General features: G+C 42.6%; 7 protein-coding genes and 1 pseudogene. 5 read left to right on the top strand and 3 right to left on the bottom strand.

The features are described from left to right. Window positions 1-6: 6 nt before the first annotated feature. On the bottom strand, window positions 7-711 hold the full coding sequence (locus H6G41_RS35425; RefSeq protein ID WP_242038091.1) for a hypothetical protein: 705 nt from the start codon (window positions 709-711) through the stop codon (window positions 7-9). A gap of 976 nt (window positions 712-1,687) precedes the next feature. Here H6G41_RS35425 and H6G41_RS28950 point away from each other — a divergent pair. The 3 genes from H6G41_RS28950 to H6G41_RS28940 all read left to right on the top strand — a co-directional run bounded on the left by H6G41_RS28950 (window position 1,688) and on the right by H6G41_RS28940 (window position 8,098). Continuing rightward, complete coding sequence (locus H6G41_RS28950; protein ID WP_096648644.1) at window positions 1,688-1,933, top strand: helix-turn-helix transcriptional regulator; 246 nt, start codon at window positions 1,688-1,690, stop codon at window positions 1,931-1,933. Window positions 1,934-2,158: 225 nt separating this feature from the next. Then, entirely contained in the window at window positions 2,159-3,076 is a 918-nt protein-coding gene (locus tag H6G41_RS28945; RefSeq protein WP_190751114.1) for a hypothetical protein, read from the top strand. Window positions 3,077-4,345: 1,269 nt separating this feature from the next. Then, a complete protein-coding gene (locus H6G41_RS28940) occupies window positions 4,346-8,098 on the top strand; it encodes a plasmid replication protein, CyRepA1 family (RefSeq protein ID WP_190751112.1) in 3,753 nt (1,250 codons plus the stop codon). Window positions 8,099-8,315: 217 nt separating this feature from the next. Here the strand turns inward: H6G41_RS28940 and H6G41_RS35890 are convergent, their stop codons facing one another. Further along, window positions 8,316-8,441, bottom strand: coding sequence for a hypothetical protein (locus H6G41_RS35890; RefSeq protein WP_277878209.1), 126 nt, complete (start codon window positions 8,439-8,441; stop codon window positions 8,316-8,318). A 203-nt stretch (window positions 8,442-8,644) separates the two neighbouring features. On the opposite strand from H6G41_RS35890, the gene H6G41_RS28935 reads away from it, so the two are divergent. Then, entirely contained in the window at window positions 8,645-9,574 is a 930-nt protein-coding gene (locus tag H6G41_RS28935; protein ID WP_190751111.1) for a tyrosine-type recombinase/integrase, read from the top strand. Window position 9,575: 1 nt separating this feature from the next. On the opposite strand, the gene H6G41_RS28930 is transcribed toward H6G41_RS28935, so the two are convergent. Continuing rightward, window positions 9,576-10,148: a hypothetical protein gene (locus H6G41_RS28930; RefSeq protein WP_242038090.1), complete on the bottom strand. Its 573-nt coding sequence runs from the start codon at window positions 10,146-10,148 to the stop codon at window positions 9,576-9,578. Between the two features lie 247 nt (window positions 10,149-10,395). On the opposite strand from H6G41_RS28930, the pseudogene H6G41_RS28925 reads away from it, so the two are divergent. Then, window positions 10,396-13,863 (top strand): annotated as a pseudogene (locus H6G41_RS28925) (DEAD/DEAH box helicase); the annotation flags it as partial. Between the last annotated feature and the right edge of the window lie 98 nt (window positions 13,864-13,961).

Genomic DNA, 13,961 nt, shown 5'->3' with positions numbered 1-13,961 from the left:
CCAGAATTAACTACAAGCTGCGTTATTACCAAAAAGCAGAGATTGAAATACTACAATCAATATCACAGATATAAAAGTGAAAATTGGCTGCTGAATGACATTACTCACTTCTTCACCACGCCCATAAGCCGCAACTCCTTGATATACAGAGAAGCAGAAATAACCAAATAAAACTATTGTCAAGGCGGTAAATAAAATCATTGGCAGACTAGTCAGAACTGCATTACTAATTGCTCCACCTGCTGAGGCATTAGTAATTATGCATTCCATTGCTTTTTGGGCATTAGAAAATATTGAATCTGCTCTAGCTGCTCTTGATTGCAAGGCAACAGAGAGTGTGGTGGCGACTGAAACTAACTGCCAACGTACTGGAAATAATCTCTTAATTAAGAAGGCAGAAGGCAGGAGGCAGAGGGCAGAAGGAATCCCCATAAATAAATGTAGGGGATTTAACAAGGACACCTTTTTCCTCGCACTACGTGTCTCGGAAAAAATCTTTTTTTCTTCTTCATAAATAAATTTAGGGGCTTCAAACCATGCAGGCAGAGGCAAAACAAAATCTTCCCTTCTGCCTTCTGCCCTCTGCCCTCTGCCTTTCTTCGGTAAGTTTTTTGTGGCTGAATTTTTTCTGGCTTTACTATCTACTTGCATGGATGCTGATGTAGATGCTTTAAGCAAAGCTAAAGCCACAGGGGGTGTTTTTCTTTGCATAATGCCGTCTTATTAGTAAACTTGGTTAACTGTTATTTGAAGGCTGCTGCCTTTCATTAGAGGCTATTGTGAGGGTTTTCCCTCTACTATTTGAAAAATCAGAACCCAGAATTCACAATTGAGAATTTAGAATGCTCTATCCCTTTATGGGTAGAGTTTTAAGACGAGAATGCTTGAATTTCTTGTTGCCCATAAGGGACAAGATTTTAATTTATAGTAATCAGCTACTCGTACAGAATATTTAAATGAATTCTGACTCCTGATTTCTGACTTCTGACTTCTGACTTCTTCTTGATAAATGCTGATTATGAGCTTTGGTTATTAACCTTGATAACTAACAAGAGTTAAAAAATACCAGAATGCAATGATTTTAGACTTCTTCGAGAGCCTCAACCGAAATATTTTAGATTGGAATACTTTAATTCACAATCTAAAATTTGTTAACTTAGATGCTTTTACCCTGACAGTCCTTTGCTTTAATCAATTCCAAGCGTGAGGAATAAAGCTTTTGTGCTAACAAGCATAATTATTTTGCAAAGGAACAATAAAAAAACTGTAGTCCAATTTATCTGGAATAAACAAAACCTGCAAAATTTGTTCTACTTTCTATATATTTATTTACCAATTTTTACCACTTTGAAAGATTGACTAAATGATGCATTTATGTATCAAATCAGAATTTTGTTGTTATTTGTTTACAAATAACTACTTATTACAAAAATGTGCATCAAAAATACATACACTACTTCGCCACACAGATACCAACAGTAAACTGCTGACCCATCACCGATGAAATATGTCCAAATCTATGGTTTTGATTTCTTCAATTAGTACACAGTCGAACCAGTATGTTTTTTTGTATGACATTATTTAGTACACTATTAGTTTATAGTGTGTTAACTAATAGCTGATAGTGTATATAAAAACTAATAGTTAACCCTTTACTCTAGGAAGTGATAATGTGATGAATACCAGAATGCGAATTAGACAGGTTAAAGAAGTTGAAATTGAAGGGTTAGGGGAGCAGATCAAGCAAGCTCGATTAAATTGCAGTAAGTCTCTCGAGCAAATATGTGATGAGGTTGGTGTATCGCGCACTTACTGGTACGACATTGAAAAAGAAACTCTCAAAGGAGCACTTTCAATTGAGAACCTTCGCAAAATCGAACAAGTCTTAGGTGTAGACTTTGGTGTAACTCTTGTTGGCGAGAGTAATACTTAATTACACAGATCTTCTTCCTATGCTGCTACTTTCAATTTCTTTACTGGAGTTATTGCAACTATCCAGATAACAGAGGATTATTTGCAATCGACCTTAAACGTACATCATCAAAGTATGAGAGATGGGGAATATTCACATCCTTACAGGGAAGACAGCCACGGTGATTCCTAAACCTCACGATTTAGGTTTCTGTTTCTTTCTCTTGTTTCAGACCCAGGAGTTTCGATGAACCAACCATCCTCTAGTAACTCAGAAATACCTGCAACAGAGGCCAATAAGGATATCTCCCATCAAGCAGATCCAGTTTCAGCAACTATCACAGTAACATCTGTGGAAATTTCTGATCTGACAGAGGAAGAACAGCGAGATCGTCTACACTTAGAACGGAAGGTAGAAAGAGCATTTTTTGAAGCAGGTAAGGCGTTGATGGAGTTGCGAGATCGCAGACTATACCGCTCGACTCATAAAACTTTCGAGGATTATTGCCGTGATAGATTTGGTCATAGCCGCCAAAAGTCAAATTACTTGATTGCGGCAGCTGATGTCTACGAAAATTTGACAACAATTTGTTGTCAAAATTTGCCAGATGAAGATTTGACAACAAATAAATCACAAATTCTACCGACAACTGAAGGGCAAGTCCGACCAATTACAAAGCTAAAACCGCAGGAACAGTGGGAAGTATGGCAGAGTGCAGTACAACAAGCAGGTGGTAAAGTACCGACTGGTAGAATCGTCAAGGATGTTGTACAACGCATCATGGAGCGTACCAAAGTACCAAATACCTACTTTGTCGGCGAAGTCTGCCAAATCCTAACTAAGGACAATCCAGAACTTAGAGGCAAAGGTGGCTGTTGGGCAATTGTTACTCAAGTCAACGAATTTAGTTGTACTGTGAGAATGTGGGATGCAGAGTACACCATTGGGTTGAAGCATTTACAATCCTTCAATTACTTGCCTGATGATTGTCAGCAGATGCAACTTCTTAGCGATCGCATTAGTCGAGTGTATTCCAGTACATTAGAAGAATCGGTGCAAAAATTTCTGGAGTCTTTGGGAAAGGTGAACCGTCCTTATTTAACTACTTTGGAAGAGAAATTGTTGCGTGTATTGGAGTCGGAAATTTTCTCATCAGCTCTTTAGGATTGTCAAAACTTTCACCAGCGTGGATTTCTTCTGAGTAAGGAAATATTGATTTCACCACTTATAGGCAACAAATGATAGTCACCAGGCGGCTTTCATATTTGTGACAGAATCGTCAACACGGAAGAGATCAGCGAGTTTTAATACTGTCCTGGAGCAATTCATGTTACTCTAGCGAAAGCAATGATGCCCAGAAATAGTCTTCGTCGATGTGTGAAGGAGGTAAAACCGACAAAAGCAACATATTGAGATAACTTGAATGTGAGGGGAGTCGTTAGCAAACAGGATTGGTGTCGGAAAGACTTGGCGGTCAAGAAAACACCAAAATTTGTTCAGAGCCTAACGATACCTTACGACCGACCCCTGTTGGCAATATTAGCATATAGGGGATGGAGTAGTATGCCTTTTTTTAAACAAATAGCAAAAAAGGCATCTAGCGCTACAATTTCTCCCAACTCTAGCCCGACTCTAGGTTGAAAACATTTTGATACCTAGAGCTATCTAGTCACAAATAGTTTAGGAAGAAACTTTTCGGCTAGATGCCTCGTATATGAGGATAATGTCTTGAATACTCGAATTTTCCAGCTAACATCTGTTTTGTTTGGCTTTGAGCTAAACCATAGGACTGATTTTTTGATTTTTTGACTGACAACACCCTAAGCATTACCTTGACCTTAGGGAGTTTTGGCAAGTCACTCCAAAAAGAAATCGGTTAGCTGCCCACACGCCAGACATAAGCTATGCGGTTAACAACTAACCGTAACAAATATTAAAGCTATTTCAATGTAACAATGTCTGCGTCATATAGGCAAAGTAAGCGCAACTTGAATCAAGTGCATCACAGATGTCAAACTAACTTCTTAAGTTTCGTTACTTAAAATTTCAGCCTTTTAAGGAACGAAACTGCTTTGTTAAAAGGTTGAAATCTTTTTCTTAACTGAGTTGAGATAGATTTGTTAGCTGTTGGTAACACTTGATACTAGCACCGCTACTTTCGCCCTAAAGAGTAAGGGTAGGGGGTCTTTCAAAAGTAGGTATTTAGATTTACGATAATCAATTGCAGAAATTCTCAATTATTTAATGTTTTTTTAGGTTTTCAACCATAATTTTGGTTTGAGAACCCAAAAAATTGGTCAAATCTCAAAAACCTACGTTGGAAAAAGAGTAGGAAGTAGCAGAAGAATCTTCACTACACCTTACACCCAACACTTTACACTCTCAAACAGTGGGTAGCTCCGATGAACACAATCATCATCGGAGGATAGGATAATGGCACTTACCAATGTAATTAATATCAATGTTACTAATGGTAACGACCAATTAACAGACAAGCATTGGCTTGAATGGGTAACAGCTTCAGGTGTTGACCCCCAATTAACTGCTCTCAATGTTCGTTCTTTGGGTGGAGCGATAGTATACGAATATTTACTTTACGCACTACCCCAAACAGCCAGACGTAACGATGGGCGATTACGAGATGAGTACTTAAAACGATATGCTCACACAACATTGGGGGGATGGTGGGTAAATGGATTAGACCCACTCAACAATTGGCAGCCGATGGAATGGGGGCGTTTCAAACCAGATCATCCCCGTATTAATTTTGAGAAAAACAAACCCGTCAAATACGAATCTCCTCCCAAAACACCCAACCGCGTCACTTACTTTGATGTCCCCAACTGTATTTGGGATAAGGTTGCCCGGCGGTACAATATCAAACGATATCATTCTCCCTTAGCATTACGTCTGTTTGACCGACTCAACCCACGCTTATTTTGGGAGTGGGTGCAATTACACAGAGAAATTCCGATCATTCTTTGTGAGGGAGAGAAAAAAGCAGCCTGTTTACTCAGTCAGGGGTTTGTAGCGATCGCACTCCCGGGAATTTGGAACGGGCGCGTGGGAGTGCAGGATTTTGATGAACGTTTACACCCAGACTTAGTACCCTTGGCAGGGAGCGGGCGCAAGTTTATTATTCTCTTCGATTATGAAACAAAAGCTTCGACCCGCTGGTCGGTTTTTCAAGCAACAGTTCGCACTGGTAAAGCAATTGAGGCATATGGTTGCACAACTGAAGTGGCGCTATTACCAGGGCCAGAAAAAGGTGTTGATGATTTTGTGGTCTCTAGGGGTAAGGATGCTTTAGCACTGCTATTGGCAATCATTGATGATGCCAAAACACTGGCTGATTATCGGCGCTCGTATCGTGCTAGAAAATGGGGACTGAGCAAATATAAACCAGATGTGACAGTCAATATCAAATATCTCACCCAAGCTTTGGAGATTGCCAATTTTGATGAGGAAGCAACAGCACAATTGTTCACCCCCAAGGTTAATTCTCATTGTCCTCCTCAGTCCCTAAAACAGGGGAGTCAGACACAATTAGCTTTACAGCAACCCCAAGACTTGACTCCAAAAGCTGAATCACACGAAGTTAGCTGTGCAGCAACCCCAAGACATGACTTTGAAAACCTAGTCGAAAATCACCGCAATTCTCTCACCTGTGCCCAATATCCTTCCAAGAGCAGAGCATCTTTTCGCTTTCCTCAATCAGGGCTTGTAGTTTTGTGGAGTGATATGGGTACAGGTAAAACTGAACTCATGCGCTGGTGGCGTAACCAAAATCCAACAGCAAGATTCCTCAACAACGGACATCGCGTTAACTTGCTGAAAAATTTGGCTCTGCGCTTAGAAACTGCCATGTACTCAGAATTGGGTTACGTAGGTTTAGCTCAAGCTACTGCTTTGAGCATTACTATTGATAGCTTGCATAAGCTCAACACTCAAGCCCTCACCTACGGCTGCATCTTTATTGATGAAGCTTGCCAATACCTCACACACCTTTTGCACAGTAACACTTGCAAGGAACATCGCGCCGCAATAATAGAAGTACTGGAATATATAGTATACAATGCACCACTGGTTGTCATAGCTGATGCTCACATGGACGACGTTACCATCGATTTTTTCCGAGCAATGCGACCGCAACCAGAAATCCCTTACATCATCAAAAACGAATGGCGAAATGGAGAGCGGACTATTTACTGGTATGAAGGTAATAATTCCAGCGCCCTAGTTGCTCAGATTTCAGCAGCCCTGATGAGTGGGCAAAAAATTATGGTAGTTTCTGACTCGAAGCGCTTTATTAAAAAACTTGAACAGTCACTTACATTACAGATGTGCTCAACAAACGACAACAACAGCGCTGACGAGCAAAATCTGCAAGCCTTGAAAAATCAGCTACGTATTTGGTCTATCCATTCCGACAACTCCGGATCTGAAGAAAACATTGCTTTCATCAAAGATATTACCAACGCCGTCAAAAACCTCGATGCTTTACTAACCTCTCCCAGTCTCGGGACTGGAGTAGACATTGCCCAATATCATTTTGATTTGGTTTTTGGAGCATTTCATGGAGTTTCCCAAACCGCAACTGAGTGCGCCCAACAGCTGTATCGTTATCGTCCCTTAGTTCCATTTCACGTTTGGGTGGCAAAGCGCCCTCCCTTTGGCTACAAAGACACTAACGCCGCCAAAATTAAAGAACGCTTACTGCAAACCAACGAAATGACGGCTTTCTTACTACGAATTGACCGTCAAACTGGCTCTCGGGGCGCAGAGAAAGATTGGGCACTAGAGGCTTACTGCCAAATTTTGGCCAACCGCAACCAGTCTATCAATAATCTGCGTGATGATTTGCGCTCGCTGCTGTCAGAAATGGGCAATACATTTATCTCAGTAGGGAGTGATGACGATCTGCTTTCCCTGGAAAATTTGAAAAAATCTGCGGCGGTTTTGGATACTGCTTATCATCTGGCTGTTACCAGGGCTAATGATATTACAGCAACTGAGTATCGTCAGCGTAAGAGCAAAGATTACTTGCCACCAGAAGAAGTTTTTGAGTGCGAGAAGTATCGTATTCGGTCAGCTTACGGTATGGAGGTCACCCCCCAACTCGTTGAAAAAGATGCGGGTGGTCGGTTAATTGGAGCGCTTGCCGACTTAGAAGCAATTTTAGAAGCACCATTAGATTCAATTGTTGACCCAAAAACGGGGAGGCAATATCCAGCACCACCAAAAATTGTCACAGATAAAGACCGTACCGAACGCGAAAAATTACCTTTATGCATCGACTGGGGGAATTACTCGGCGCGATGGCTGGCCCGCTTCAACTTGGGTTTACATCACATTCTTCAACGATTGATAGCCGGGGGCGAGATGACGGCAACCGACCCAGACTTACTGAATATGAGGGAGATTGCCTTTCATTGTGCTGCTCACATTAAAGCAATTCTTGGTTTTACCGTCCCAAGGGAGTGTGAACCCATTTGGTTACTAGCTATTTTACTGGAGCAGATGGGACTCAAGTTATCCTGTCGCAAACAGGGGCCACGCGGTCAACAAGTAAAAATTTATTCACTTTCACTAGAGGAATTAAAATTTGCTTTTCATGTAATTGCTCACCGTCAACAAGGGCGTACCTTCCAAGAGTTGAATACAAGTTCTGTTGACAAAACTCCCACTTCATTACAGGCTCTACAGCAGTTTCCATCTACTGTAGAGCGAAAACAACAGTCCGTATCCACCCCCTCCCACAAATGTATAGGTAACTCCCCTCATCAGGGGGGGGATACTACGGATTTTGACCGGAAGAGGCAGGGGGGAAGTGAGCACTTAGCAGGGGGAACAAGCCCCGCCCTTCCTGGGCGCTTGACTGAGGAGGAATACAAGCTCCATCCCGGTCTTCCCCCTCGCTTCCTGCCCCCTGCCCCTTTTCCTCTTGCTGACCCACCTCCTACTGACCCCACTACCCTACTCCATTGTGTAGAAATGCTTCGCTCTGTTGTGGCTCAAGGAGTAGACGCAATTAAAGTCATTCTCCAGCAATGGAGTGGGGTTTTACGCTGGGAGACTGTGTTGGAGTGTGAAGCGAGATATCCTCATGAACTGTGCCAACTTCATACTGCTGTAAGAGAATTTTACACCTTGCTAGATGAGGAGGTTTTGCCAATGGAAGGATAAAATCGGCAATACGGGAGCTCATAGCACTCATCGCTGTTGATAAATTCTCATCTGCTCCCGTATTGCCTTTCTTCTTGAAGTTGCCTTGTTATCAGCACGGTGCTTCACTTTTTCGCATAAGAGTGAAAGGCGGAATCTAGGGAAAAATCGTAGCACAATTCCAAATCGCATTCTGAGGAAGGTGAAGTGGAGCCGAAGGGTGCAACTTATTGCTCTTTCAGGCGATCGCTCTGCCACCGCCGAGCTTGTCTAGCATTTCTTTTTCGACGTGTCTTTCCAGTACTGTTCGCAAGGGTGCAACGCGATCGCCTATATCTTGAGGATTTAAGTACAACAAAAGCATTCCATCGCAGCATTTGTGTCCGAAAAATTAAGTATATAACTTAGCATGTAAATCATCAAATACCTAAGTAAGTGTTGCTTTAACATAACTTAATAAATAAGATAGATGTATCCCAAGTACCCAAATTGAGAGACAATAAAAATCAGACCTTATAAAAGCAGACAAAAATTAGATTGTGTCTGATTAAAAAGTGAGTAAAACAAATGGCTCTGTCGCTGGTGCATGTGAACAACTATCGTCAGGCGATCGCTACTCTATCTCCCAGGCAGGGGGAGGCAAAGTTGATTGCTTTATGGTTGGAAGGGAAGGCAGAGTCATCTGTGCAGGCTTACCAGCGTTATACGAAGCGATTTTTAGTATTTTTGGGGAAACCTCTCAACAAGGTAACCTATGAAGATTTGGTGGAATATGCGACTCAATTTTCGGGTCAGGCGCAAAGTACTAGACGGATGTATTTGGCGGCAGCTAAAAGTTTGATTTCTTTTGCTCATAAAATTGGTTATTTACCTTTCAATGTTGGTATGGCACTCAAGCTCAATGAAATGCCAGACGCAATCAATGAACGCTATTTGGATGAGGCTGATATTAAGTTGTTGGTGCGGATGGCTCAGAAAAAATTGGAACAAGTGAAGACGCCGAAAAGGCAATATACGGCGCGTCGGAATTTGTTGATTATCAAGCTGTTGTATCAGGCTGGTTTACGGGCTAATGAACTGTGTCAGTTAACCTGGGGAGATTTAAGTCCACGCGGAGACAGCGGTCAGGTTTATGTTCGCAAGGCTAAGGGCAGTAAAAACCGGACTATTCTGATTAAGTCGAAGCTATGGGCGGAATTGATGGAGTTTAAGGGAAATGCACTAGCGACAGATCCAGTGTTTGCCAGTCAGAAGGGAGGGCATCTCGACCGTCAAAATCTACACCCGATTATTAAGGAGATAGCAGAAGCTGCTGGGCTGAGTGAAAAGGTTTCAGTTCACTGGTTGCGTCATGCTCATGGTTCTCATGCGATTGAGCGGGGAACTAATCCGGTACTGGTGAAGGAAACTTTGGGTCATGCCAATTTGGCGGTGACTGACCGCTATCTCAAGGCTAGACCAAGTGATAGCAGTGCTTTGAAGCTGATGGATGTATAAACTACTGCTGTATTGGATGGTACAGACCGTCTTCTGGGTGGAACTCCCAACCAATGCTTCTTGGGTCGCGGTTACGAGTCCAACTGATGAAATCTTTGGTGGAAAGTTTTTCAAAGTGGTCTACAAGATATGACGCTGTTAAACCTAGTCTTGAGGCTAAGTTTTGGGCTGGTAATGGTTGAAGTTCTAGTTGTGGCGGGTGGTAATTATTTGATTTGCGCTTAGAACTAGAATATGAGCGCCCAGAGAGGACAGAGATTGCTCCTTCTATTTTTGCTAAGCGTTGGGCAATTGCTTCGCTTTTCTGCTCTAAGAGTGAAAGTCTTTGTTGTAAGCTATTTTCTACACCAGATTCTATACTATTTTCTTGCCTATTGGCGAGCGCACTCAACTGGGCTTCCAGGTTGTGTAGACGAGTTTCTACACTCACTTCTGTACCAGGAGTTGGCCCTAGGACATGATACAAACCCTGGATAACTAAATCGGTAGCAGTAGTATGACGTTCTCGTGCGGCAGTGCGGAGTGCTTTAGTTAAGGTTTTGGGAAGTTTGAAGTTAATTGATTCGCGTTCCATAGCAGCCATGTCTATACTACTTATATACTCTAGTACAGACAGTTTACCTTGTAGAAGTCGTTAAAACTCTTGAATTATTAAAGTATTGATATATACTAAGTACATATTTAACAATTGCACTGTCTGAATTTTCTATTTCCTTGAAGTCATTACTGCGATCGCCTCAGAACAACTGGTACATTCTGGATATAAAATACCGAACAGTGCGAAAATTATTATTAGTGGATATACGCGCCCAATCAGAACCATGAACGCTTTTGAGGTTGATCAGCAAAAACTACAAGCGCAACTCGCCCAAGCATACTCCCAGTTACCACCCCTAGAGCAAAAAATTGTCCAATTATTCTCAGTAATTTACGAACCTGTCAACAGAACTACATTTTTAGAATGTTTGAACTACATCGGTGCGCGTGATACAAATTACAAATATTTAATTAGCTCCACCTTAAAACCTTATATCGATAGATTACTAACAGCAGGTTTCCTGATTCAAGGACAAGGACAGGGGCCTCAGTGTCATCCATTACTGGTAGAGATTGCTACTCGCTCGGCAGTAAAAGCTGGCTGTTTTGAAGTCATGGCAAAAACAGTGCATGACAAGTTAGGAGTAAAATCTCGTTGGCAAGATGGGCCACTGTATTTTCAAAGCGATCGCCAATTTATCAGAGAAGTCCGCATTGGTCTTTACAGCCAAAACCTCAGTTACATTAATAAACAAATCCAAGACTATAACAGATACAATTACAACGACGACAAGATATCTATCGAAAATATCTTTGAGCAGATTTGCACTAACCCATTTGATGCCGATTGGTTTCGCACCCTGCCACAGGAATTATATGACAACTGCATATCAATCATCCTCATCAATGCTGCGTTGAAATGTTCTCCCGCAGATGAAGCCTTTACTCTACTTCAAGAAGAATGTGCAAAAGAAGGTGGACATAACTCAGATTACCTGCACATAGTTTTGACAGAACAACTACTACTGCGGGGTTGTATTCAAGAAGCACAGCAGAGTTTAGATTCCATATCCGAAGATTATCGAGATAATAGCCTTGTATACAGAGGTTGGTTGAATTTTTTACGCGGCGATAATCAACAAGCCATAACCGATTACAATGCTAGTCTCAAAGCTATCAAGAAAGCCACAGGTAAGCGTCAGGTGTATTTTAGCACCATGGGCGGCTTGTTTTTTATCTTGGCACTAATCAAAGATGGTTCGCGGGAAAGTCTCCAGGAAGCACTCGATTATACAAGTTTACTGGTACGTCAATCAGACCATTGGCTTTTGTCGATTTATGCCCAGTTGAAAATCCTGCTACAAGTCCAATTAGGGGACATCGCGCAAAAAGAATTCATCACTAGCAACCGCATTCTATTCCCTGAAGAACACAACAGCCTAGAAACCTTGTTTTTTGTCCTGTGTCATTACTGGATAGATGCAGAAAGAGCCAAAAAGCACTTGCCCATGTTATTAGAGGAATTTTATCAGCAAGCTGTTGCATCTGGTTATCACTGGCTGGCAATGGAGAGTGCAGAACTCTTGTCCCGACTCAAACCAAACAGCAGTTATGAAACCCAGGCAGAAATCCTGCGGGAAGATATCGGCATAGACAGCATCGTTGACTTGATGCAGCCACAAGAACCTTGGGAGATGTGCTTAAATGCACTAGCAAATCTTCAGAAAGCATCGCCAACACCTGTAAAAGCTCAGGCAGAACTACGCTTGGCATGGTTTATTACTTTCTATCCCAGCAAATGTATTTTGCAACCCCGCGAACAAAAGGTTAATGCCAAAGGCGAGTGGAGTAAAGGCCGTCCCATAGCCATCAAGCGTCTAAGCGGAAATTTGGGTGAGCTTGATTATCTTACATCTCAGGATCTGAGAGTATGTGGCTGCATTGAAACATTTACTTCATATGATTATGGATATCGCGGCAAAGTTGAGTATACCTTCAGCGCCAAGGCAATCTCTGCATTAATTGGACACCCCTTGGTATTTTGGGAAGATGCACCCACCACCCGCGTGGAAATTGTCAAGGGAGAACCGGAACTACTTGTTAAAAAAGGAAAACGCGATCGCTTAACTTTAGAATTTTCTCCAAAACTAGAGCCATCACAGAATATCTTCACTATTAAAGAAACCCCAACCCGCATCAAGGTAATTGAAATTACTGCCGAACATAGACGCATCGCGGAGATTATCGGCAAGGAAAATCGGCTCAACGTCCCCGCTACTGCCTCCAAGCAAGTCTTAGCAGCTATCAATGCCGTCTCTGGCATCGTCACCGTGCATTCTGACATCGGTGGTGGACTAGAGGGAGCAGAAGAAGTACCAGCCCAGACTATACCCCACATTCACCTGTTGCCTGCCAATGCTGGATTAAAAGTATCCTTACTGTCTCGCCCCTTTGCCCAAGGTGGCCCCTATTACCGTCCGGGTACGGGTGGTGAAACTGTAATTGCAGAGATTGACGGTAAGCGTCTGCAAACCAGGCGCAATCTCCAGGAAGAAAAGCAACTTGCCAATGCCGCAATCAACGCCTGTCCTACCTTAACTCGTGGTGAAGAACAAGATAGGGAATGGCTCATAGAAGATCCAGAGGACTGTTTAGAACTGCTGCTGGAACTGCAAGCATTAGGGGACACAGTGGTACTGGAATGGCCGGAAGGAGAAAAACTGAGTGTCAAGCACCAAGCAGACTTGAAAGATTTCCAAATGTCCATTCAACGGCAGCAAGATTGGTTTGCTGCTACTGGGGAGTTGAAACTGGATAAAGACCTAGTGCTGGATATGCAGCAACTTTTAGAACTCTTGGATAAAACCCCCAGTCGGTTTATCCCCCTAGGAGATGGTCAATTCTTAGCTTTAACCCAAGCTTTTCGCAAACGTCTTGATGAATTGCGATCGTTTTCAGAAAAGCACAGTAAAGGTATCCGCTTTCACCCCTTAGCAACATTAGGCTTAGAGGATTTTGTCGATGAGGTAGGCAAGGTAAAAGCAGATAAACATTGGAAGGCACATATCCAGCGTTTAAAGGAAGTACAAAGCTTGCAACCGGAACTCCCCTCTACCTTCCAAGCAGAACTGCGCGACTACCAAATGTCAGGCTTCTGTTGGTTGGCGCGGCTGGCACATTGGGGTGTGGGAGCCTGCTTGGCAGACCAAATGGGACTCGGTAAGACCGTGCAGGCGTTGGCTGTTATCCTAATGCGCGCCCATGAGGGGCCAACCCTAATTATTGCCCCAACTTCTGTGTGCATGAATTGGGTGAGTGAAGCCCAGAAATTTGCTCCTACTCTTAATATTGTGCAATTTGGAGGCGCGAACCGCCAAAATCTACTGGATGGTCTACAACCGTTTGATATGTTGGTGTGCAGCTATGGTCTGTTGCAGCAAGAAGAAGTATCGCAAATGCTATCCCAGGTGCAGTGGCAAACGATTGTGCTGGATGAAGCTCAGGCAATCAAAAATATGACCACCAAACGTTCTCAGGCGGCGATGAACCTCCAAGGTGGTTTTAAACTAATTACCACCGGCACTCCCATTGAAAACCACCTCGGCGAATTGTGGAATTTATTCCGCTTTATCAATCCTGGGTTACTGGGTTCCTTTGAAAGCTTCAATCAACGCTTTGCTATCCCCATTGAGAAATTTCAGGATAAACAAGTACGCAACAAACTCAAAAAACTCATTCAACCATTTTTGTTAGGGACTTCCAGAAAATAAACTATTCCATTAACAAGAATGATAATCATTTTAAGGGGGGAATGAAGGGGCTGCCGTCGGCAGCCCCTTCATTCCCCTTT

Source organism: Tolypothrix sp. FACHB-123, from assembly GCF_014697075.1.
Lineage (GTDB): Bacteria > Cyanobacteriota > Cyanobacteriia > Cyanobacteriales > Nostocaceae > Aulosira.
Note: the sequence above shows the minus strand (reverse complement) of the source record. Positions and strands in the feature narration are given on the sequence as shown.